This is a genomic window from Stakelama flava (genome assembly GCF_019351405.1).
In the GTDB taxonomy this organism is placed as follows: Bacteria; Pseudomonadota; Alphaproteobacteria; order Sphingomonadales; family Sphingomonadaceae; genus Sphingomonas; species Sphingomonas flava_A.
The window spans coordinates 68,728-89,139 of the sequence record NZ_JAHWZX010000003.1 but is presented as its reverse complement, the minus strand read 5'-3'; the positions used below and the strand labels follow the sequence as shown (position 1 = coordinate 89,139).

The window sequence follows — 20,412 nt, the reverse complement described above, 5'->3', positions numbered from 1 at the left end:
GGCCGCCCGCAAGGACGGCCCCTTTTTCATGTGCAATGCCGGACCAGCCTATTTCAGCAGGAAGCGTACATCCACGTTGATGCTGACATCCTGTTCGCCGGGCCGAATCTGGGTGGAATCACTTACCGCCATCGTGCGCATCGCCATCACCGGGCGCGGTGCGCTGACGACACCGCTTTCGCGAATCCATACGATCCGGTCGACCGAAAGGCCGGCGGCCCTGGCGTATAGCTCTGCGCGCGCCCGCGCCTTTTTCACGGCATCGCTTCGCGCTTCGTCCTGCGCCGCTTCCATATCGTCGACCGACAGGTCAGGCCCCTGAATCTGATTCGCGCCCTCGCCCACCAGCGCATCGAGTATGGCCCCGCTGCGCTTTATATCGCGAAACCGGATCGTGACCGTGTTGGTCGCCTGATAGCCGGTGATGCGGGGCGGCTGGTCGTCATCATGCTGATATTTGGGGTTGAGCGAGATCGCAGCCGTCTGAATATCGCGCTCGGCAATCCCCGCTTTCTTCAGTGCAGCCAGCACCGCGTTCATCCGCGTGGCATTGGCCGACAGCGCGCCCGCCGCGTCGTTCGCTTCGGTCACGACGCCCGCGCGGATCGTTGCGATGTCCGGCGTGCGTGTGACGCTGCCCTGCGCACTGATATCGAGGATGGTTGCTCCCGCCGGCAGCGGCACCGGCGTCGTCAGTTCCTGCGCGCAAGCGGGCATGGCCGGTGCAATCGCGGCAAGTGCGGCGGCCGCGCCGGCGGTAATCAGAATGTTTCGCATTCAGCCTCTCCCTGGCTGGTGAACGGTGCCACCTGCCGTAGCAGCACCGATGCGAACGCGAAATGAACGAGCGGCGTTCAACCGATGCGGCGCGCGACCACCACCCGGTACAGCGCCAGCAGGACCACCGCGCCCAGAGTCGCCGCGCCATAGCTTGCCCAGGCGCTTTCCATGGCAAAACCCATCGATCGCGCGACGAATCCTGCCAGCAGTGCGCCCGCGATACCGATCAGCATGGTGACGATCACCCCGCCGGGATCGCGACCCGGCATGATGACCTTGCCCAGCACGCCGGCGACGAGGCCGATAAGCAGCCAGCCGAGAATGGAGCGTTCGGGCATCGGTCTCTCCTGTCGAACATGAAGCACAGCGCGACGCGACCGTCGCTGCGAAATCGTCCGATTACAAGTCTTTGCATCGCGCACGCAAACCGCACAGCCTTGCTTGCCCGCCCCGGCCAAAACGGGCAGGAAGTTCAAAGAAAAGGATAGCTTGCCGCAGGTGAGTTATTCCTATAACACAGCGAAAGCAACGCTGCTCTTTACAGGGGCCAGGACCGAAAGTGCCGAACATGAACTACGAACCCGGCGGCGCGGACCGCGGCGATACCTATTTGCTGGAAGATGGCAGCGAGCCGCGTTCATCGCGCCGGCGCTGGATCATCGCCGCACTGGTGATTGCCGGCGCGATCGCAATCGCGCTCTGGTTCTTCAGGGGTGGCCACAATCCTGCGCCGGAACAGGCGGCCGCCCAGTCCGGTTCTCAGATACCGACTGTTTCGGTCGCCGTACCGGGGCGCGGCACGGTGCGCGACGTGATCAGCGCCACCGGATCGCTCGCCGCACGTCGCGAAATGCCGGTCGGCGTTGCCGGAGAGGGCGGCCGGGTTACGCGGGTGCTGGTCGAACCGGGCGACTGGGTCAAAAAGGGGCAGGTGCTCGCCGCCGTCGACAATTCGGTGCAGCAGCAGACGGCGGAATCGCTGGCGGCGCAGGTCCGCGCGGCGCAGGCCGATGCCGACCTGGCGAAATCGCAACTCGACCGTGCCGAACAGCTTGTCGATCGCGGGTTCATTTCAAAGGCGGATATCGAACAGAAACGCTCCGCCGCCGAATCGGCGCAGGCCCGCGTCCGCGTGGCGCAGGCACAGCTTCAGGAAACCCGCGCGCGCAACGCACGGCTGGACATTCAGGCGCCCGAGGCGGGTCTGGTGCTGACCCGCGGCGTCGAACCGGGACAAATCATCAGTTCGGGAAGCGGCGTGCTGTTCCGCATCGCCAAGGGCGGCGAGATGGAAATGCTGGCGCAAATGGGCGAGGGCGATCTCGACAAGGTTTCGGTCGGCGTGCCGGCACAGGTGACGCCCGTCGGCAGCGATGAGAGCTTCAAGGGTGAGGTGTGGCAGGTTTCACCCGTGATCGATCCACAGACGCGCCAGGGCATTGCGCGTATCGCGCTGTCCTACAACGCGGCGCTGCGGCCGGGCGGATTTGCCTCGGCGCGGATCATGGCCGGGGCGAACAGCCTGCCGCTGCTTCCCGAATCAGCGGTGATGAGCGACAATACCGGTAACTTCGTATATGTCCTCAACGACAAGAACGAGGCGGTGCGCCGCAATGTGAAGGTCGGCGACGTGTCCGACGAAGGCGTTTCGATCGCAAATGGCCTGAATGGCAGCGAGCGGGTGGTGTTGAGCGCGGGCGCGTTCCTCAACCCGGGACAGAAGGTCGATCCCGTCCTCAAGACGTTAGGAAAATGACGCGATGAGCTTCCGCAGAATCTCCGCCTGGGCGATCCGCAACCCGGTGCCGCCGATTGTCCTGTTCCTGGCGCTGACCATCGCCGGGCTGGTGAGCTTTTCGCGGATGGACGTCAATCAGGACCCGGACATCGAATTCCCGATCGTCTGGGTTTCGATCACGCAGCCGGGCGCAGCGCCCAGCGAACTGGAAACCCAGATCACCCGCCGGGTCGAAGCGGCCGTGCGCGATATTCAGGGGATCGACCAGATCGATTCCACGGTGACCGAGGGCAATTCGCAGACGATCGTGCAGCTTGACCTAGGCACGCCGATCGACCGCGCGGTAAACGACGTGCGCGAGGCGGTGAGCCAGATCAGGGGCGACCTTCCGGACGGCATTCTGGAGCCGCAGGTCGGCCGCGCCAACACGTCCGACAGCGATATAGCCAGCTTCACCGCGATCGGCAGCGACATGACGCTGGAGGATCTCAGCTGGTATGTCGACAATACCGTTGCCAAGGACCTGCTGACGATTCCGGGGCTTTCCTCGGTCGATCGCGGCGGCGGCGTCGATCGCGAAATCCGCGTGATCCTGAACCCCGCCAAGCTGCAGGCCTATGGCCTGACAGCAAGCGCAGTGAACCAGCAGCTTCGCCAGGTGAATCTGAACGCCGCGGGCGGGCGGGCGGAAATCGCCGGTTCCGAACAGGCGGTCCGCGTGCTGGGCAACGCGGCGAGCGCACGCGATCTCGGCGCACAGCAGATCGCGATCGGCAACGGCCGCACCGTCCGGCTCGACTCCATCGCGACGGTGAAGGACCTCTATGCCGAGAAACGCTCTTCGGCGAAATATAACGGCCGCGAAGTGCTTTCGTTCGACATCAAGCGGACGAAAGGCGCGTCGGACGTCACCGTATATCACGCCGCAAAGGATGAGTTGGAGAAGCTCGAAAAACGCAATCCGAAGGTGCATTTCGAACTGCTGGTCAACCGGTCCAAATATGCAGAGGAACAGTATCATACCGCGATCGACGCGATGATCGAGGGTGCGTTCCTGGCGGTGGTGGTCGTCTTCTTCTTCCTGCGTGACTGGCGTGCGACGATCATTTCGTCGCTCGCGATCCCGTTATCGGCGATTCCCAGCTTCTGGTTCATGGACATGATGGGGTTCACGCTGAACCAGATGACGCTGCTGGCATTGAGCCTCGTCGCGGGCGTGCTCGTGGATGATGCCATCGTGGAGATCGAAAATATCGTTCGCCATATGCGGATGGGCAAATCCGCCTATCAGGCAGCGATCGACGCCGCTGACGAAATCGGCGTGGCGGTGCTGGCCACCACCATGTCGATCGTTGCGGTATTCCTGCCGGTCGGGCTGATGCCGGGCATTTCGGGCGAATTCTTCAAGAATTTCGGGCTGACCGTGGTTGCGGCGGTGCTGATGAGCCTTGCCGTGGCGCGCCTTATCACGCCGATGATCGCCGCCTATTTTCTGGAAGCGAAGGGCCATGCCGAACATGGCGGCGGCCGGGCGATGAACCTGTATCTTCGCCTGCTGCACTGGTCGCTCGACAATCGCCGCGCGAAGACGGTTGCGGCGAAGGGCGGCTGGCGCCGCGTGGTGGCGAAATTTCTCGATCACCGCATGTGGATCATGGGGTGCGGCGTCCTGGCGATGGTGGCGACGGTGGTGACGTTCGGCAGCCTGAACATGACCTTTTCGCCCGAGAATGATTCGGATTCGGTCACCGCGTCGATCGACATGGTGCCGGGTACCACGCTGCAACAGACGCAGGCGGTGGTCGACCGGGTCGACAAGATTCTGAGCGCGCAGCCGATCGTCGAAAACACCTATGCTCGCACCTATGTCGGCAATGGTCGCGTCGTCGCGATGCTGAAAGATGACCGCAAAGTCGACAGCAACACGTTCCAGCGGTCGATGGCAGGCGAACTCAATAAAATCCCGGACGCGCGCGTATCGTTCAACAGCAATCAGGGCTGGGGGTCGAGCGGACGTGACCTTACCATCACGCTGGGCGGCGAAGACCCCGCATTGCTGCAAAGTACCGCGTTCAAGATCATCGAACAGATGCAGGGCCTGAAATCGCTGGTAGCGCCGCGGATCAGCGGCGATTTGCAGCGCCCCGAAATCGTCATCCAGCCCAATATGGACCTTGCCGCCGATCTGGGCGTGACGACCGCCGCGCTGTCCAGTGCAATCCGCGTCGCGACGCTGGGCGATATCGATCAGAACAGCGCGCGCTTTTCGCTGAGCGATCGCCAGATTCCGATCCGGGTGGCGCTGGCCGAAAGTTCGCGCAGCAGCCTTTCGACCATCGAGAACCTTCCCGTCCCTACCCAGAGCGGCGGATCGGTGCCGCTGGGCGTGGTCGCGAAGATCAGCTTCGGCGCGGGGCCGACCAAGATCGAGCGCACCAATCTGGAACGCAAGCTGTCGCTTGGCGCCGACCTTGCCGAAGGGGTAGTTTCCAGCCAGGCGATGGAGCAGATCCACAACCTGCCCGCGATGAAGAACCTGCCGCTGGGCGTGCATGAAATGACGCTGGGCCAAGCCAAATGGCAGGCCGAAATGCTTCAGAATTTCTTCATCGCCGTGGCATCGGGGATCATGCTGGTCTTCGCGGTGCTGGTGCTGCTGTACAAGCGGGTGATGCCGCCCTTCGTCAATCTCGGCTCGTTGGCGCTTGCGCCGCTGGGCGGCGGGCTGGCGCTGCTCGTCACCGGCAATCCACTCTCGCTGCCCGTATTCATCGGCCTGCTGATGCTGCTCGGCATCGTTGCCAAGAACTCGATCCTGCTGGTCGATTTCGCGCTGGAGGAAATGGCCAACGGTGTCGAGAAAACGGTCGCGATCATCGATGCCGGCCACAAGCGCGCGCAACCGATCCTGATGACCACCATCGCGATGGTGGCGGGCATGGTGCCGACCGCATTGTCGCTGAGCGGCGGCGATTCGTCGTGGCGCGCACCAATGGGCATCGTGGTGATCGGAGGCCTGATCCTTTCGACCGCGCTTACCCTGCTGATCGTACCGGCCGGGTTCAGCCTTGCGGTCGGTCTGGAACGCTGGATCGGGCCGCGGCTGTCGCGCCGCCTGCTGACCTATCGTCCCGGCGACGACACCGCGGCGATCGAGCATCAGCACGGCGGCCGTATCGGATACGATCCCGACGGAGATTCGGCGCAGCCGGCGGAGTGAACCTTCGCAGCGCTCGCGGATTGTTCCGGCTATGAACCCATTTGCCCGGCAATCCCCAACGGGTGACGCCGTTCCCGAAGCGCTTCGCCGGATGCGCAGGTTTGCGACCGGGCTGCTGCTCGCGATGGCGGCGCTCTTCCTCGTCGCGCGCGTAATGGCCCCGGCGCATCCCGGCTGGGGCTATGTGCAAGCATTCGCGGAAGCCGCGATGGTCGGCGGGCTGGCCGACTGGTTCGCGGTAACGGCGCTGTTCCGCCATCCGCTTGCCCTGCCCATCCCCCACACCGCGATCATTCCGCGCAACAAGGACCGGATCGGCACCACCCTGGCCAACTTCCTGCGCGACAATTTCCTTATACCCGCCGTGGTCGCCCGGCGCATGGCGCGCGTCGATGTCGCGGGCGCAATGGGCCACTTCCTCGCCAATCCGCCCGAACGCGGCCGGTTGTGGCGCGGTGCCTCGCGCCTTGCCGCCGACATGCTCGAATCGCTCGATCAGGACCGGCTGGGCGGCATGGTGAAGGGTGCGCTGGCGAAGCGGCTGCGCGACCTGGACATCGCGCCGATGCTGGGTCAGGCGTTGCGCGCCGCGCTTGCCGAGGGACGACACGCGCCACTGCTCGATTCGGCGATCCGCTGGGCAAGCGCCACGCTGGCGTCGAACGAACCACTGATGCGGCAGATGATCCACGACCGGGCGGGCAAGCTGATGCGCTGGACGGGCCTCGACGAAACGCTGGCCAACAAGATCATCGACGGCCTTCACCGGCTGCTCGTCGATATGATAGACCAGCCCGACCACCCGCTTCGTCTGCGTGCGGAGGAGGGGCTGGAGCGGCTGGCCGACGATCTGCAGAACGATCCGGAAATGCGCGCGCGGGTATTCGCGCTAAAGGCAGAATTACTCGACAATCCCGCGATCGAACATTGGTGGATGGGCGTGTGGGAACAGATGCGGCGCGGGATGCTGCGGCTGGTGCGCGATCCAGGCGATGCGCTGGCCGGGCAATTTGGCGAAGCCCTGCGCCAGCTTGGCGACACGTTGCAGCGCGACCCGTCATTGAAGCGGACGATCAACCGGTTCGCGCGCAGAACCGCCGTGGGGGCGGCCGCCGATTATGGCGACGGCATCGTCCGGCTGGTGTCCGATACGGTAAAGGGGTGGGACGCCGATACGATCACCCGGCGGCTGGAAAACGCGGTCGGGCGCGATCTGCAATATATCCGGATCAACGGCACACTGGTCGGCGGCATGGTGGGACTTGCCATCCACCTGGTCGACCGGCTGTTGTGACGCACTATCCGCGCCAGTCGAGCACCGGCCATTCGCGCCGCGCCGCCAGCCGCCGAAGCGCATCATGCGGGTTCGCCGCAAACGGTTCGTCCGCCCATTCCAGTGCAGGCGCATCCGACACATGGTCGCTGTAAAAGCGGACATGCGCCTCTTCACGCCGAATGTCTTCGCGCGCCATCCATGCCTTGATCATGGTCAGCTTCGCTTCCCCGTAGCAATTCTCTCCCTCGATCTTGGGAAGCAGGTCGCCATCCTCGGCAAAGCGCGATTCGGTGGCGATAACCGCGTCGAAACCCAGCTTTCCGGCGATCGCAGAGGCGTAGAAACGGTACGAGGCTGTTGCGAGGACGAGTTCATAGCCAGCCTGCCGATCCTCGGCGATCCTCTCGCGCGCGCCTTTCAGGATTCCGCTTTCGTCGATCGTGTCGGCGAACGCCTCGGCAAGCCGGGTTCGCGTTCCCGGTTCGATCGAGGTTCCCAGAATCAGCCGCTGGGTGAATTGCTTCAATTGTCCGCGACTGATCAGGTTCAGCTTATAGGCGATTCCTCCACCGACGACGAACGGCGCCAGGGCAAGCCGCCACGGCGCGATTCGCCGGGCGGCATGAATCAGAAACGGTGTCCAGGTGGGCTCGCGCGTGATCGTGCGGTCCATGTCGTAAATGGCGAGGTAACGCATTGAAGCATCTAATCGCCAACACCCTTGCTGTTCCAGTCCAAATGCGGGATGGGCGTATGTGATGAACGACGCGGCCGACTTTTCCCGTCAAGGGGATACGCTTCACCTGACTGGCGCACTGGTCCTGGCGCATCTCGGCGATCTTCCCGATTCGCTGGATGCGGTGGAAGACGGTGTGCGCACCATCGATTTGAGCGATGTCGATCGAATGGACACGATCGGCGCATGGGTCGTCTACCGTTTCGCCGACAAACATGACGCTGAAATCACTGGCCTGAACGAAGATCAGCAACGCCTGTTCGGTCAGGTACGCGAAGCCGACCGCCCGGTGGCCAAGCCGCCGCGTCCCGGATCGGCCTTTACGCGGGTACTGGCCGAAATCGGCGAAGCCACCGCGGCGGCGGGCACCACCCTGCTTGGCCTGCTCGGCTTTCTGGGCGGTACGACGCTGGCCTTTCTGAAGGTGCTTCGCCACCCAAGCCGGTTTCGCTTCAATGCCACCGTGCACCGTTTCGAAGTGGTCGGCGTGTCGGCGCTCGCCATTATCGGGCTGATGAGCTTCCTGATCGGAATCGTCATCGCACAACAGGGCGCGGTGCAGCTTCGCCAGTTCGGCGCCGAAGTCTTCACGATCAATCTGGTCGGCCGAATCACCTTGCGCGAACTGGGCGTGCTGATGACCGCGATCATGGTCGCGGGCCGTTCGGGCAGCGCCTTTGCCGCGCAGCTCGGCACGATGAAACTGACCGAGGAAATCGATGCGATGCGCACGATCGGCGTATCGCCGATGGAGGCGCTGGTGCTGCCGCGCGTGTTCGCCGCGGTGATGCTGATGCCGCTATTGGGTTTTTACGCTTCGATCATCGCCATCATCGGCGGCGGCCTGCTATGTTGGGTGTCGCTCGACATTCCGCCCGTCACCTTCATCCAGCGGCTGCACGAAGTCGTCCCGCTGACCGATCTGTATGTCGGGCTGGTAAAGGCGCCGGTATTCGGCGCGATCATCGCGATCGCCGGCTGTTTTCAGGGAATGCTGGTGGAAAGCGATGCCGAACAGGTGGGCCTGCGCACCACGGCGGCGGTGGTTCAGGCGATTTTCCTCGTCATCGTGCTCGATGCCTTTTTCGCGGTCTTCTTCACATGGATCGGATGGATATGAGCGATAGTCCGATCATTCAGGTCCGCGGACTGAAGAACGCTTTCGGCGAACAGGTGGTGCACGAAGACCTCGACCTTGATGTGCGCCGTGGTGAGATTCTGGGCGTCGTCGGCGGTTCGGGCACGGGCAAATCGGTGCTGATGCGCTCCATCATTGGCCTCCAGCCGCCGACCGAGGGGGAGGTCGAGGTTTTCGGCGAGCATGTCCTTGGCCGTTCGGAGGACGATACGGTCGATATCCGCAAACGCTGGGGCGTATTGTTTCAGGGCGGCGCGCTGTTTTCCACGCTGACCGTCGCCGAAAATGTTCAGGTTCCGCTGCGCGAATTCTATCCCGATCTCGACCTGAACCTGATGGACGAAATCGCCAATTACAAGGTCGTGATGACGGGCCTGTCGCCCGACGCAGGCCCCAAATATCCCGCCGAATTGTCGGGCGGCATGAAAAAGCGCGCCGGGCTGGCGCGCGCGCTGGCGCTCGATCCCGATCTGCTGTTTCTTGACGAACCGACCGCAGGGCTCGATCCCGTCGGTGCCGCGGCATTCGACGAACTGATCAAATCGCTGCAGCGAACGCTTGGCCTCACGGTATTTCTGATCACCCACGACCTCGATACGCTATACGCGATCTGCGACCGGGTGGCGGTGCTTGCCGACAAAAAGGTTACCGCAGTGGGCACGATCGATGAATTGCTCGCCACGGATCATCCGTGGATACAGGAATATTTCAACGGACCGCGCGGGCGGGCGGCGGTGGCAACCGCCAACGCGAACAAGGAAATGAAGGTCTAACGATGGAAACCAGATCAAACCATGTGCTGGTAGGCGCCGTCGTGCTGATCCTGCTTGCCGTACTCGCGCTGTTCACCGTGTGGCTGGCACGCCTGAACGGCGGGTCGGAAAAGCAGTATGACATCTTTTTCAAGGAAGCGGTCGACGGGGTGAACAAAGGTTCGCCCGTGGCCTTTGCGGGCGTTCCGGTCGGACAGGTAAGCGAAATCGCGCTGTTCAAGCCCGATCCCGAATTCGTCCGGGTGCGCGTGACGGTAAAGAACGACGTCCCCGTATTGCAGGGCACGACCGCCACGATCGAGGGGATCGGGTTCACCGGGGTCAGCCAGATCCAGCTTGACGGCGCGGTCAAGGGCGCGCCGCCGATCACCTGCCCCGAACAGAATTCGCGAAGCGCCTGTCCCCTGGGCGTCCCGGTTATCCCCACCAAACAGGGTGGGCTGGGTGCGCTGCTGAGTTCCGCGCCGAAGCTGCTCGAACGGCTGACGACGCTTACCGAGCGGTTGACCGAATTGCTGTCGGACAAGAACCAGGCCTCGATCGCCGGCATCCTGGAAAACACCAACCGGCTGACCGATGCGCTGGCCGATCGCGGGCCTGAAATCGCCGCGACGCTGGCCGAAACGCGCATCGCCATCGAAAAGGCGGGCACCGCGGCGCAGCAGATCGGCGAACTGGCCGACACCACCAATCGGGTGATTGACAAGGATGTCCAGCCGGCGATGGCCAACCTGAACCAGGCAATCGATTCGGCCAAGCACAGCATGAATACACTGGACGACGCGATCGGCGATGCGCGTCCGGGGCTGAAGACCTTTTCGAAGCAGACGGTGCCGCAGGTCAACCAGCTGGTCCATGATCTTCGCAACATGACAGAGGCGCTCAGTTCGGTCGCGCAAAAGGTCGACCGGCAGGGTGCCGGATCGATTATCGGCGGGCAGAAACTGCCCGATTACAATCCCGACCGTTCAGCGAAACCCAAGGAGTAAGGCCAGTGCGCGCCATGAAGACCCTGCCCGCCATCGCCGCCGCTGCCCTTCTGGCCGGGTGCGTCAGCTTCGGAAGCAAACCGCCGCCGTCGCTGCTGGTACTCGACAGTAGCGCTGCGGTAACAGTCGGCGACACGCAAAGCTCTGCGACCAGTCCGACGATCGCGGTCGCGACACCGCTTGCGAGCCAGGAAATAGCTGTGCAGCGCGTTCCTGTCCGCTCCAGCGATACCTCGATCGCCTATGTAAAGGACGCGCAATGGGTCGAACCGCCGGCAAATCTGTTCGCCCGGCTGCTGGGCGATACGATCGCCGCGCGCACCGGGCGTGTGGTGCTGGGCGGTCAGGCGGCGATAAATCCCGGTGCGATGCTGGCCGGAAATTTGCGCAACTTCACCATTGACGCCGCCACGATGGAAGCGGTGGTGACCTATGACGCATCGCTGATCCGCGGCGATACGCAAACGGTGGAGACCCGCCGTTTCGAAGCGCGCGTGCCGGTGTCGGCGATCGCCAGCGACAGTGTCGGCCCCGCGCTCAACCAGGCGGCAAATCAGGTCGCGACGCAGGTCGCCGATTGGGTGGGCCGATAATTATTTGCCCGGCGTCTTTCGCACCGGCGCCGGGACGTTGCAGATATCGGCGCCATCCGCGGGAACGGTGAAGAAGGGCGGCTGCCGGTTCTCCTTCGCGCTGATATAGGCGGCGAAACGGGCATTGTCGGTCGCGCGATACTGATATGCCGGCCGTTCGCCCGCCGGCATGTCCGAAGCCAGCCGAACGCTGACGATGCCGGTGGGATGCTGCGCATCGGTGTAAAAGCCCATTTCCCCACGCCCGCGCGGCAGCGACGAAAGATATTCCATCCCGTCGATCACGCGTCCGACCAGCGCGATGTTGCGATCAAGATGGCGCGGAGCGTGCCCGATGACCGTATAGAGTTCGGCACCGCTGCCCGTGCTCGGCGCAAGGTCGCGCGCGACGCCGACCATGGCATAGCAATGCGGCAGCCATTGCGCGGTCCCGTCGCTTGCCAGCGGCCAGCCATCCGCGCTGAAGCCGGCAACGCGCGCATACGGATCGCCGCGCGAGAGCGTCGCCGCCAATGGTGTCGCTCGCCATTCATATTCCGGCGGCAGATCATCGGCGACACCGTGCGGCAACGGCTTTTTCTCGCTGACATCCCCCCATTGGGTGACATAGCCGTCCTGCACCCGGTAGACGCTGGTCCCGTCCCACCAGTGCGTCTGTGCCAGCGCGCGGATATTCGCGACGTGGCGCGGCGCATATTGCGGCGCGAGCCGGATGACCACGCTTCCGCCATCGGCAAGCCGCATCACCAGCAATTCGTCCGCCGGTATCGCTTTCCAGTCGGCGGCAATCGCGTCCGAAGGTTCCGCGTGCACCGCCGGTGCCGCCGGAGCAGGCGATGTCTGGGCAAGCGCGAGTGCCAGCGAAAACAGGATCGACATCGCCGCAAGCTGGCACAGTGCAATGGGGGTGGCAATGCTTTGTCGCGCAACGGCTTGCTAAGCCATGCATTCCGGCTTAGGGGATCGCCCCTTGCCAGGATATGCGGAGCGGTGGCCGAGTGGTCGAAGGCGCTCGCCTGGAAAGTGAGTATACGGCAAAACCGTATCGAGGGTTCGAATCCCTCCCGCTCCGCCACCACACCTTTCTGACCGGCTTTTTTGCGTGCCTTCGCGCTTCTTCAAAACGGCAGAAATGCTGGTGTTACGGGCCGACTAAGCAGGCTCGATGGCCCCTATTCGCTCCTGTGAGATTTCTGTTCCTTTTTTGTCCATCTCGGGGGATACTCGGGTGATAGATGAGTGAGGAACGGCGATGGCGAAGCGTGATGGCCTGAACGTCAAGATGATCGACCGGCTAAAGGAGCCGGGAAAATACAGCGACGGGCGCAATCTGTATCTCCATGTGGGGGCAAACGGCTCGAAAAGTTGGCTGTTCATCTACCGGCGCTTGGGCAAGGACAAGATGCGTGGGCTAGGCTCCTATCGGCACGTGAGCCTCGATGAAGCGCGGGAGAAGGCCGCAGAGTTTCGCGCGATGCTCCGTCAAGGGATCGAGCCGCCAGTGAGTCGTGGGGCGGTGAAAAAGAAGGACGAAGGCCGGACGTTTGCGCAGCTCAATGAACGTTATCTAGCCGAGCACAAGGATAGTTGGCGCAACCCGGCCAAGGCCGAAAGCCTCTGGCGCAACAGCCTTCGGGACCACGCCTATACGATCATTGGCGAAAAGGATGTGAAGGACATCGACGTGAAGGACGTTCATGCCGTCCTCAGTCCGATCTGGTTGAGCAAGCATCCGACCGCCAAGAAGATCAGATGGCGGATCGGCGCTGTGCTCGCCTACGCCGCCGCACTCGATCTGCGCCCTGATGTGGACCTCACGCGAACCGGAGGGAAGCTCGACAAGCTCTTGCCAAAGGCGAAGCGTGTGCACGTTGTGAAGGGGCATGACTCGATGCCGTTCCAGCAGATACCCGAGTTCGTGCCGGAGCTTCGTCAGCGCGAAGGCACAGCTGCCGCCGCGCTCGATTTTCTCATCCTCACCGCCGCCCGTCAGCAAGAAGTCTGCATGGCGAAGTGGGATCAAATGGATCTGGACGAAAGCGTGTGGAACGCCCCGGAGGAAATCATGAAGGCCGGTCGCCCGCACCGCGTCCCCCTATCGCCGGATGCAGTCGCGATCTTGAAAGCGATGCCGCGCGACCGCGATGATGGGTTCGTGTTCATTGGTGGGCGTAGCGGCGAGCCGATGTCCAACATGGCGATGACCGCCGTGCTCAAGCGCATGGGCCGGAAAGAAGGCGCCACCATCCACGGTTTCCGCTCAACCTTCCGTACCTGGGTTGCGGAGAAGTGTTTGGACGTTCCGCGCGAAATTGCCGAAGCGGCGCTGGCGCATACGGTTGGCGGCGTCGAAGGCGCATATCAGCGCGGCGACTACTTCAACATTCGCCGGTCGCTCATGGAGCGGTGGGCTGACTATTGTCGGAGTGCAGGCGAGTGACGGAGGACGAATTCAAAGCTGCTGCGCCCGCGCATCTTGAACAGTGCGACGAGCGCGACATAGAACAATGGGCGCGCGAACAACCTGATGCCGAATGGTTTGCGGCGGCCCACGTCCGCTGGCTCCATGCGCGAGAAGCATTCCCCGGCATGACGTGGGAGGAGTTTGGCCAGCTTGAGGCAAAGCGAAGCCGACAGGGGCAACGGGGTAGGCCGAAGCGATCCGTTACTACACGCGCAGCCGAACCGTTGTGGAAAGCCGCAAAAGATGCCGATCGAATCAAGGATTGGTGGCGCGATAACCACACCGACACCCCCCGCTCCCGCCCTCCACTCCACCCGCACCAAATCGCTGCCGAACGGCACGGCGTGAGCCGCCAAGTGCTTGATGAGCAGATGAAGCGTTCCAATGAGCGCCGCATGGACAGAAAAGCCGCCCAATAGTCGCTGATATTCGGGCGGCGATCCTATTCGCTTTTTCCAGTCTCCTTGCGTGCGTCGAACAACGCACAGGAGACGAAAGTGGCCAGCCCGAATGTTGAACCGCGCCGCGAGCTTCCCAAGCCGCTGATCTATCGCGAGCGCCATCTTCAAGCCGTTACGAGCCTTTCGCGAAAGGCTCGCGAAGATGCGATGCGCGCCGGGACATTCCCCAAGCCGATCCCGCTGGGGCCGAAGGCTCGCGGCTGGTTGGTCAGCGAGATTGAGGATTGGGTCGAGCAGCGCAAGGCCGCGCGAGATGCGGCCTGATCCGCACGACTATGGGCCACCCAACGCCGGCAGCTTCGTCGTGCTGCGCCCTGTCGGCCTCGCCTATCTCGTCACGGTGGAGCCGCCTCTAGCGGACGGCGCGGATCGTTCCGGCACCTATAGCGACAAGGATAGCGGCTGGGGCGCGGCTCGCGCGCTGTGGACGGACCTGCGCTTGCCCTTTCGCGACGAAACCGAAGGCCACTTCGGCAACCACAACGCCAAGAAATTCGCCGAAGAATAAGCCGCGCGCTTTCCTGTTTCTAGTGAAGGAAGCGCAGAGGAGAAGACGCTTCGCCAGTAAAGGAGAAGCCCAATGTTTCAAAATATTCTTGTGCCAACCAAGATCGTCGCTGCCGAAGCGCGCTTGAGCGACAATCAAGTCACCGACATTTATCACCGCACCGACGAACACACGCTCGCGATCTTGCCGGAGAAGCCGGAGCATACCGGAAAGCCGCGCCTGTTCAGCGGCCTCCAGTTCGGCATGTTCTGCCTTCTGGCGGACCTTATGGGTTCGGGGGTGAAGGGGCCGCTGGCCGCGAGGATCGCGCGCCGGGTCATGGACGCCCACCATCGTGACGCCAGCGTCGAACAGTGGTCCATCGTCGTGCTGGAAAACGGCAACGTCTCCACGCTCCCCTACAACAGCACCGAGCTTCGTTCGGGCTTCATCAGCGGTGCGCGTCTCGCGTTCGCGCTGGTGATCGACCTGCGGTTGTATGCCGAGCGGGTGGAGCGAGCGATTGCCGACGCGCCGCGCGTGATCGCCGACTGATCCCAGAAAACAAAAGCACCGGTCGCGGAAGGATCGTGACCGGTGCCGGAGATACCGATGAGTCAGCTTCCCCCGTCTGGGACCGATCCAATCCAAAACCTAGGCTCTTCTAGCGAGGACGATCCCGACCGCCCGGTTTGGGATGCGTCCACGCGCATCGAAGCCGAATATGACTATCAGGACGAACGGGGTCGCACGCTATTCACCGTCATCAAAGGTAGGCGGGCCGACAATCGCAAGACTTTCGTCCTCGGGCATCAACCCGAAGGAAGCCTAGACCTGATCGACCGCGACCGACGCGACAACCCGCACGAGTTCTACGGCTGGGAGCCGCTCAAGTTCTATCGGAAAGGCAAAGGCAACGCGCCCCACGTTCCCTACCGACTGCCCGAATTGCTCGCCGACATGGCGGCGCGGCCCGACGATCCGGTTTTTCTGACGGAAGGCGAGAAGGACACTGAAAGCCTCCGTGCGCTCGGCCTGATCGCGACAACCGCCGCGAACGGCGCGAAGCACTTCCCGTCCGAAATCGCCCGCTATTTCACGCGCCGCAATGTCGTCGCGCTGCTCGACAACGATCCGAACGGACGTGCTCGCGCCGGTATCGTTCGCGCCGCGCTGTCGCGATACGCGACGGTCAAGGCGGTCATGCTCCCGAACCTGCCGGAAAATGGCGACGTCACCGATTACCTCGAAGCGGGACACACACGCGACGATCTTCTAGCGGCAGTGCGGGAGGCGGAGGACTACGGCGCAGGGTCTAACGCTGGCGACGGCGCTGATTGCGCTCCTGGGCCACAGGCGGCCACGGAAGCGGCTGGTCTCGCACTGATCGACGCGGGAACGCTCGCGGGCAAGGCGGTCGAACCGATGGAGTTCGCCATCGCCAAGCTCGCACCCGCCAATCTCGTGACGCTGTTCACGGCGCGGGGCGGCGGCGGTAAGTCCTACATCTCGCTTTCGATGGCTGCCAGTGTTGCGCTGGGTGCGCGGGCCTACGGCTTCGCCACGACGCAGGCTCCGGCGATCTACGCGACGGCAGAGGACAATGATGCCGAAAATCATCGCCGCCTCATCGGGGTTGCGAACGCGCACGGCGTTGGCCTCGAAGCATTCGGGAGAAAGCTCTATTTAGTGTCTCTCGTTGACCGGCGCGACAAGGGGCTGGTCCGCATTGACCTGAACACGAATAAGATGGTCGTGCTGCCGCTGTTCCACGAACTTCGGGCGAGCATCCTGCAAGTCGGCGCGCGCTTCGTGGTGCTCGACAACGTCGCGCATCTGTTCGAGGGCAACGAGAATATCCGCGCACACGTGGCCGCTTTCCTCGGGTTGCTGAACGCGCTCGCGCTCGAAACCGCCTGCGCGATTATCCTCATCAGCCACCCGAACAAGAATGGCGACAGCTATTCCGGCTCGACTGCCTTTCAGAACCAGGTTCGGTCCCACATCCATCTGGAAACCGACTCGAACGATCCCGACGCGAGAGAACTCACCTTAGCGAAGGCCAATTATGCGCGGCTGGAGGAACCATTGCGGTTGCGCTGGCACCGGGGCGCTTTCCGCCTCGACGCGATGGTGCCGGAAGAAGATCGCGAGGCAAGCGGTCGTGCGCAGCTTGAAGATCAACGCTTCCTTGCGTGCCTCGATGCGCGGAATGAGGCCGAGCGTCCGGTGTCGATGCACACGCAAGCTCGCGCCACCTATGCACCGCTCGCTTTCGCCAAAATGCCGCAGGCGAAGGGGATGACCAAAGACCAATTTGAGGAAGCGATGGAGCGCCTGCTGGCGGCAGGGGTGATCGGGCAAGTCGGGTTGCCATACGACAAGCCGAATTCACCCGGTCACAAGGCCGAAGGGCTGGCAAAAATCGGAACGGTGGAGGTCAGCGATGAGCCTTTCTGATCGCGGTATTCACACTCGCCTCAGCCTCGCCCCAGCTTCGCCCGAGACCCCCGGAGTTCCAGCTAAGTCATTGAAAACGCTTAGCCCGAGACCCCTCGCCTCAGCTTCGCCCGAGGTCGCCCGAGAGGGGGCTAAGTTATTGATTTCGCTTCGCCCGAGCCTCGCCTCAGACCTCCCCCTTTCTAAAGAAAGGTAGGGGCGGCCCGTAGGCCCGCCGCCCCTCCTTCCCGAACCGAAGGAGTTTCACGTGAGATACCCCGACCATCCCGCAGGACAGCGCCACTACCCGCGCGGCTTCATGGCGAACACCGGGCCGATCAACGCCGTGGCGCAGTTCCGTTACTTCGTCACTTCCCGCCCCGCTGTGCAGCTCAGCCGCGAGGATCGGCAGGCCGCAGCCGTTGACCCGGCGCTCGAATGGGACGCCGACAATCACTGCTATCGTCGGCGCAAGCGCTCTCAGGGCGATGCGCTATGACCCGCCGCGCCGACAGCCGCAGCGCCACCGGGCGAGCGTCGCAGAAGCTCTACAAGACGCACCGCTGGCAGAAGCATCGCGCCGCCCACATCGCCGCGAACCCGCTGTGCGTGATGTGCCTGGGTGAAGGAAAGACGCGATCCGGTCGCGTGGCCGATCACGTCAAGCCTCATGGCGGCGACGAAACCCTGTTCTTCGGTAGCGAGCTACAGACGTTGTGCGACCACCACCACAACAGCCTCAAGCAATCGCAAGAGAAAGGCGGGCGCATCCGGGGCTGCGACGGTGACGGCTTCCCGGTCGATCCCAATCATCCGTGGAACACTTCTTGAGCAGGATAGCCAATGACTCGGACGGGGGGTGAAAAAGTATTTGTGGCCCACCCTCCCAGATCGGCGGCGGCATCGAATAAAAATGCAAACACCCATTTTGGAGGCAGTTATGGCCACTGATGAAATGAAAAAGCCGCGCCGTCGCCGTGCCGACAGCAAGGAGGCAGCGGTACAGGACATGCTCAATGCCGAGCGTGATATTCACCCGCCCGCCGACTTCATGCTCACGGCGGCGGAGCTTGTCGCGTTCGATGAAATCGTCATCGAGCTTCCGCGCGGCGAATGGACTCCACACATGATCCGCGTCGCGGCGGGGCTGGCGCGCGACATGGAAGCCTACGCCCGCGAAATGGCGAGCCTGTGCGACGAAGGGGGCGTGGTGTCTGGCGCGGGCGGCGGTCCCGTCCAGAACCCCCGCGTCACCATCACCAGCGCACTATTGCGCCGCATCCTCGCCACCCGGCGCTCGCTGTCGATCCACTGCCGGGCGAAGGCGGGCATGGACAACCGCGTCCTGTCCCGCCGCCGCGAAATCCAGCGCGAGAACGAAGGCAATGGGCTGGACGATGACGAGGGGCTGATTGCCAAGCCCCAAATCCATTGAGGAGGCTGACATGACCGACGATCCGCGCACCACTGCAATCGACCTGTGCCGCCAGATCAACCGTTCGGCGGCGATCAAATACGCCGAACAGGGCGTCCCCGCCGAACAGATCGCCACCGCCGCGATCTACAGCGCCTTCGACATTGCCGAGGGTGTGACGGGCAACGGCGCGAACGCCATCGAATTCCTCCGCACCCATCTCGACCAGATGGAAGCGCGCATCATGGAGACCATGTAATGACCGCGCAGGAACGCCTCGCCGCCGCGCCGCCAGTGCGCGCGCACGTGCTGGAGCTTCTGGACGAGATCAGCAGTCCCATGAACGCGCGTGAGCTGGACAGCGCCTTTCAGGGCGAAGGCTTCACCCGGTCGCAGGCGCGGCGCATGACGCTTGCGCTCAAGCACCTGTATGTCGTGGCGCTGGTGCGGAAATGATCCCCCGCGCTCTCCGCTCCCCCGTCATGGCGATGGCGCGACCGGCTCGCCCCCGCGAGGAGACGGCGGCGGTTCGAGAGGCGGCGGACGCGGTGCGCGCCGAAACCGGCCTCACCGCCGCCGATCCGGTCGCCTCGATCATCGCGCGGCGCGTGGTGGAAGCGGCGCGAGCCTATCTCGATGAGGAAATGGATCCATTCGTGGCGGCGCTCAAAGAGGCGCAGCGGCGGTTGGAAGGGTGCCCCTTCGACACGCTCGCGACCGACGCGACGATTGATACATTGGGCCTTTTCGTCGCGGCGCGCGTCCAACGCTTGCAGGCGCGGCAGGGCCGGATGATCCCGTCTCAAGATGATGAAGCGGAATGCGGCGAGCTATGGGCCGGGGTGCAGAAAACTCTTTGGCGCCGCTACCTCAAAGCGTTGCGCTGATTTAATATTCACTCTGCTTGCATAACCAATCATAATCGATTGATGGCTGAACTCACTGACGACGAAAAGGAAAGCCGCCGAAGGGCGGCGCTTGCCGCCCAAGAGGAAGAGGCGTGGTATGCGGAGGATGAATATCGGCAGCGGCAGGCTGAAGAAGAGGAAGCCTCCAACCGTGAAGATGCTATCGAGAGCATGGTCACCTGGTTCGAAGAACAATTCGAAGACCCACAGAATGAAACCCCATTCGATTCAGAGGATGGGGAATATGTGTATGTTTTTGGAGGGCCGTTTGACGCAGGTGAAGTACTAGGCGATCAGTTCAGCTCGGACTACAAGCAGGAGTGGATCGAGGCTGCGGTGGAGCAGCTTCAAGCGACCGGAATTTTTGAATGGGCCCCTAGAACGGGTAGCGACTACTACGAACACCCGGAGCGCGACGAAGAGCATGCTAATCCGTCAGATTTCTCAAAAGAGGAAATTTCCAGCAGAATTCTGCAACGACTGGATGATCTCGAAGCACGCTTAGCTGATCTGCCTTCTGCCCCCGCGTCTATTGGCCACAACAGTCCTCCCGATGACGTGGGGCTGCCGCCATATGATAATGAAAGTAGGCAAGAACTTGAAGTTGCCATCCGGCAAACCCGCGCGGAGGTCGGCAAAACCGAGCCTAGCGAACCTGTTCTAGCCGAAGCAGAAAGCGCCTTTCGTCGCGTCGGCACCGCAATCGCGAAATGGATCGGCGCAAAGCTAGACTTGGCGGTCGATGAAACAATCAAGGCGACGGTAAGGGCGACTGCTTGGGGAACCGTTGCCGCCTTCGCATTGGGCATTGCAGACGATCTAGCGGCGCTCATCCGCCATCTTTTTTCTTTCTGATGTTCTAAACCCGGTAACGGGCAGTCAGGAAGCGCGAACCTCCCTCCGTCAATAAGGAGGTTCCCTATGAAGCATACCACTTTCCCCCGCGCCCTCGCTGGCACGGTATTCGCCGCCACTCCGCGCGCGCTGGAACGCGCC

General features: G+C 62.9%; 24 protein-coding genes and 1 tRNA gene. 21 read left to right on the top strand and 4 right to left on the bottom strand.

Annotated elements, in window-relative coordinates:
• Window positions 1-48 precede the first annotated feature (48 nt).
• Both KY084_RS04140 and KY084_RS04135 read right to left on the bottom strand, forming a co-directional pair.
• A complete protein-coding gene (locus tag KY084_RS04140; RefSeq protein WP_219237179.1) occupies window positions 49-777 on the bottom strand; it encodes an SIMPL domain-containing protein in 729 nt (242 codons plus the stop codon).
• Between the two features lie 77 nt (window positions 778-854).
• The gene (locus KY084_RS04135; protein WP_219237178.1) at window positions 855-1,118 is read right to left on the bottom strand and encodes a GlsB/YeaQ/YmgE family stress response membrane protein; all 264 of its coding nucleotides are present in this window, start codon (window positions 1,116-1,118) and stop codon (window positions 855-857) included.
• A 230-nt stretch (window positions 1,119-1,348) separates the two neighbouring features.
• On the opposite strand from KY084_RS04135, the gene KY084_RS04130 reads away from it, so the two are divergent.
• The 3 genes from KY084_RS04130 to KY084_RS04120 all read left to right on the top strand — a co-directional run bounded on the left by KY084_RS04130 (window position 1,349) and on the right by KY084_RS04120 (window position 7,032).
• Entirely contained in the window at window positions 1,349-2,536 is a 1,188-nt protein-coding gene (locus KY084_RS04130) for an efflux RND transporter periplasmic adaptor subunit (protein WP_219237177.1), read from the top strand.
• A gap of 4 nt (window positions 2,537-2,540) precedes the next feature.
• Window positions 2,541-5,738, top strand: a complete 3,198-nt coding sequence (locus tag KY084_RS04125) for an efflux RND transporter permease subunit (RefSeq protein WP_219237176.1) — start codon at window positions 2,541-2,543, stop codon at window positions 5,736-5,738.
• A 91-nt stretch (window positions 5,739-5,829) separates the two neighbouring features.
• Window positions 5,830-7,032 carry a DUF445 domain-containing protein gene (locus tag KY084_RS04120; protein WP_219237175.1) on the top strand — a complete coding sequence of 401 codons (1,203 nt, stop codon included), beginning with the start codon at window positions 5,830-5,832 and terminating at the stop codon, window positions 7,030-7,032.
• 4 nt (window positions 7,033-7,036) lie between these two features.
• Here KY084_RS04120 and KY084_RS04115 read toward each other — a convergent pair whose 3' ends face one another.
• Window positions 7,037-7,711 (bottom strand): HAD family hydrolase, encoded by a 675-nt coding sequence (locus KY084_RS04115; RefSeq protein ID WP_219237174.1) that lies wholly within the window; start codon window positions 7,709-7,711, stop codon window positions 7,037-7,039.
• Between the two features lie 61 nt (window positions 7,712-7,772).
• Between KY084_RS04115 and KY084_RS04110 the strand changes: the two genes are divergently transcribed.
• The 4 genes from KY084_RS04110 to KY084_RS04095 are packed head-to-tail and all read left to right on the top strand — an operon-like array spanning window position 7,773 to window position 11,243.
• On the top strand, window positions 7,773-8,870 hold the full coding sequence (locus KY084_RS04110) for an ABC transporter permease (RefSeq protein ID WP_219237173.1): 1,098 nt from the start codon (window positions 7,773-7,775) through the stop codon (window positions 8,868-8,870).
• Window positions 8,861-9,661, top strand: a complete 801-nt coding sequence (locus KY084_RS04105) for an ABC transporter ATP-binding protein (protein ID WP_425516717.1) — start codon at window positions 8,861-8,863, stop codon at window positions 9,659-9,661. Before KY084_RS04110 ends, KY084_RS04105 begins: the two co-directional genes overlap by 10 nt.
• A 2-nt stretch (window positions 9,662-9,663) precedes the next feature.
• Entirely contained in the window at window positions 9,664-10,650 is a 987-nt protein-coding gene (locus tag KY084_RS04100; protein ID WP_219237171.1) for an MlaD family protein, read from the top strand.
• 14 nt (window positions 10,651-10,664) lie between these two features.
• A complete protein-coding gene (locus KY084_RS04095) occupies window positions 10,665-11,243 on the top strand; it encodes an ABC-type transport auxiliary lipoprotein family protein (protein ID WP_219237389.1) in 579 nt (192 codons plus the stop codon).
• On the opposite strand, the gene KY084_RS04090 is transcribed toward KY084_RS04095, so the two are convergent.
• Window positions 11,244-12,122, bottom strand: a complete 879-nt coding sequence (locus KY084_RS04090) for a peptidylprolyl isomerase (RefSeq protein ID WP_219237170.1) — start codon at window positions 12,120-12,122, stop codon at window positions 11,244-11,246.
• A gap of 105 nt (window positions 12,123-12,227) precedes the next feature.
• Here KY084_RS04090 and KY084_RS04085 point away from each other — a divergent pair.
• The 14 genes from KY084_RS04085 to KY084_RS04020 all read left to right on the top strand — a co-directional run bounded on the left by KY084_RS04085 (window position 12,228) and on the right by KY084_RS04020 (window position 20,271).
• A tRNA-Ser gene (locus KY084_RS04085) sits at window positions 12,228-12,318 on the top strand.
• Window positions 12,319-12,495: 177 nt separating this feature from the next.
• Window positions 12,496-13,683: a tyrosine-type recombinase/integrase gene (locus tag KY084_RS04080; protein ID WP_219237169.1), complete on the top strand. Its 1,188-nt coding sequence runs from the start codon at window positions 12,496-12,498 to the stop codon at window positions 13,681-13,683.
• Entirely contained in the window at window positions 13,680-14,126 is a 447-nt protein-coding gene (locus KY084_RS04075; RefSeq protein ID WP_219237168.1) for a hypothetical protein, read from the top strand. Before KY084_RS04080 ends, KY084_RS04075 begins: the two co-directional genes overlap by 4 nt.
• Window positions 14,127-14,204: 78 nt before the next feature.
• Window positions 14,205-14,432, top strand: coding sequence for a helix-turn-helix transcriptional regulator (locus KY084_RS16560; protein WP_219237167.1), 228 nt, complete (start codon window positions 14,205-14,207; stop codon window positions 14,430-14,432).
• Window positions 14,422-14,676 (top strand): hypothetical protein, encoded by a 255-nt coding sequence (locus tag KY084_RS04065; protein ID WP_219237166.1) that lies wholly within the window; start codon window positions 14,422-14,424, stop codon window positions 14,674-14,676. Before KY084_RS16560 ends, KY084_RS04065 begins: the two co-directional genes overlap by 11 nt.
• A 72-nt stretch (window positions 14,677-14,748) precedes the next feature.
• Entirely contained in the window at window positions 14,749-15,210 is a 462-nt protein-coding gene (locus KY084_RS04060) for a hypothetical protein (RefSeq protein WP_219237165.1), read from the top strand.
• A gap of 57 nt (window positions 15,211-15,267) precedes the next feature.
• On the top strand, window positions 15,268-17,115 hold the full coding sequence (locus tag KY084_RS04055) for an AAA family ATPase (RefSeq protein WP_219237164.1): 1,848 nt from the start codon (window positions 15,268-15,270) through the stop codon (window positions 17,113-17,115).
• A 247-nt stretch (window positions 17,116-17,362) separates the two neighbouring features.
• Complete coding sequence (locus KY084_RS04050) at window positions 17,363-17,593, top strand: hypothetical protein (RefSeq protein WP_219237163.1); 231 nt, start codon at window positions 17,363-17,365, stop codon at window positions 17,591-17,593.
• Window positions 17,590-17,925, top strand: a complete 336-nt coding sequence (locus KY084_RS04045; RefSeq protein WP_219237162.1) for an HNH endonuclease signature motif containing protein — start codon at window positions 17,590-17,592, stop codon at window positions 17,923-17,925. Before KY084_RS04050 ends, KY084_RS04045 begins: the two co-directional genes overlap by 4 nt.
• 109 nt (window positions 17,926-18,034) lie before the next feature.
• A complete protein-coding gene (locus KY084_RS04040; RefSeq protein ID WP_219237161.1) occupies window positions 18,035-18,529 on the top strand; it encodes a hypothetical protein in 495 nt (164 codons plus the stop codon).
• Window positions 18,530-18,539: 10 nt separating this feature from the next.
• A complete protein-coding gene (locus tag KY084_RS04035; RefSeq protein ID WP_219237160.1) occupies window positions 18,540-18,767 on the top strand; it encodes a hypothetical protein in 228 nt (75 codons plus the stop codon).
• Entirely contained in the window at window positions 18,767-18,964 is a 198-nt protein-coding gene (locus KY084_RS04030) for a hypothetical protein (RefSeq protein WP_219237159.1), read from the top strand. Before KY084_RS04035 ends, KY084_RS04030 begins: the two co-directional genes overlap by 1 nt.
• Complete coding sequence (locus tag KY084_RS04025) at window positions 18,961-19,395, top strand: hypothetical protein (protein WP_219237158.1); 435 nt, start codon at window positions 18,961-18,963, stop codon at window positions 19,393-19,395. The genes KY084_RS04030 and KY084_RS04025 overlap by 4 nt, the downstream gene beginning before the upstream one ends.
• A gap of 42 nt (window positions 19,396-19,437) precedes the next feature.
• Entirely contained in the window at window positions 19,438-20,271 is an 834-nt protein-coding gene (locus tag KY084_RS04020) for a hypothetical protein (protein ID WP_219237157.1), read from the top strand.
• Window positions 20,272-20,412 lie beyond the last annotated feature (141 nt).

Bases quoted from the DNA above. Each gene is read 5' to 3' on its own strand.
- KY084_RS04140 (WP_219237179.1), bottom strand. From the start codon at position 777: ATGCGAAACATTCTGATTACCGCCGGCGCGGCCGCCGCACTTGCCGCG.
- KY084_RS04135 (WP_219237178.1), bottom strand. From the start codon at position 1,118: ATGCCCGAACGCTCCATTCTCGGCTGGCTGCTTATCGGCCTCGTCGCC.
- KY084_RS04130 (WP_219237177.1), top strand. From the start codon at position 1,349: ATGAACTACGAACCCGGCGGCGCGGACCGCGGCGATACCTATTTGCTG.
- KY084_RS04125 (WP_219237176.1), top strand. From the start codon at position 2,541: ATGAGCTTCCGCAGAATCTCCGCCTGGGCGATCCGCAACCCGGTGCCG.
- KY084_RS04120 (WP_219237175.1), top strand. From the start codon at position 5,830: ATGCGCAGGTTTGCGACCGGGCTGCTGCTCGCGATGGCGGCGCTCTTC.
- KY084_RS04115 (WP_219237174.1), bottom strand. From the start codon at position 7,711: ATGCGTTACCTCGCCATTTACGACATGGACCGCACGATCACGCGCGAG.
- KY084_RS04110 (WP_219237173.1), top strand. From the start codon at position 7,773: ATGAACGACGCGGCCGACTTTTCCCGTCAAGGGGATACGCTTCACCTG.
- KY084_RS04105 (WP_425516717.1), top strand. From the start codon at position 8,861: ATGGATATGAGCGATAGTCCGATCATTCAGGTCCGCGGACTGAAGAAC.
- KY084_RS04100 (WP_219237171.1), top strand. From the start codon at position 9,664: ATGGAAACCAGATCAAACCATGTGCTGGTAGGCGCCGTCGTGCTGATC.
- KY084_RS04095 (WP_219237389.1), top strand. From the start codon at position 10,665: ATGAAGACCCTGCCCGCCATCGCCGCCGCTGCCCTTCTGGCCGGGTGC.
- KY084_RS04090 (WP_219237170.1), bottom strand. From the start codon at position 12,122: ATGTCGATCCTGTTTTCGCTGGCACTCGCGCTTGCCCAGACATCGCCT.
- KY084_RS04080 (WP_219237169.1), top strand. From the start codon at position 12,496: ATGGCGAAGCGTGATGGCCTGAACGTCAAGATGATCGACCGGCTAAAG.
- KY084_RS04065 (WP_219237166.1), top strand. From the start codon at position 14,422: ATGCGGCCTGATCCGCACGACTATGGGCCACCCAACGCCGGCAGCTTC.
- KY084_RS04060 (WP_219237165.1), top strand. From the start codon at position 14,749: ATGTTTCAAAATATTCTTGTGCCAACCAAGATCGTCGCTGCCGAAGCG.
- KY084_RS04055 (WP_219237164.1), top strand. From the start codon at position 15,268: ATGAGTCAGCTTCCCCCGTCTGGGACCGATCCAATCCAAAACCTAGGC.
- KY084_RS04045 (WP_219237162.1), top strand. From the start codon at position 17,590: ATGACCCGCCGCGCCGACAGCCGCAGCGCCACCGGGCGAGCGTCGCAG.
- KY084_RS04040 (WP_219237161.1), top strand. From the start codon at position 18,035: ATGGCCACTGATGAAATGAAAAAGCCGCGCCGTCGCCGTGCCGACAGC.
- KY084_RS04035 (WP_219237160.1), top strand. From the start codon at position 18,540: ATGACCGACGATCCGCGCACCACTGCAATCGACCTGTGCCGCCAGATC.
- KY084_RS04030 (WP_219237159.1), top strand. From the start codon at position 18,767: ATGACCGCGCAGGAACGCCTCGCCGCCGCGCCGCCAGTGCGCGCGCAC.
- KY084_RS04025 (WP_219237158.1), top strand. From the start codon at position 18,961: ATGATCCCCCGCGCTCTCCGCTCCCCCGTCATGGCGATGGCGCGACCG.
- KY084_RS04020 (WP_219237157.1), top strand. From the start codon at position 19,438: ATGGCTGAACTCACTGACGACGAAAAGGAAAGCCGCCGAAGGGCGGCG.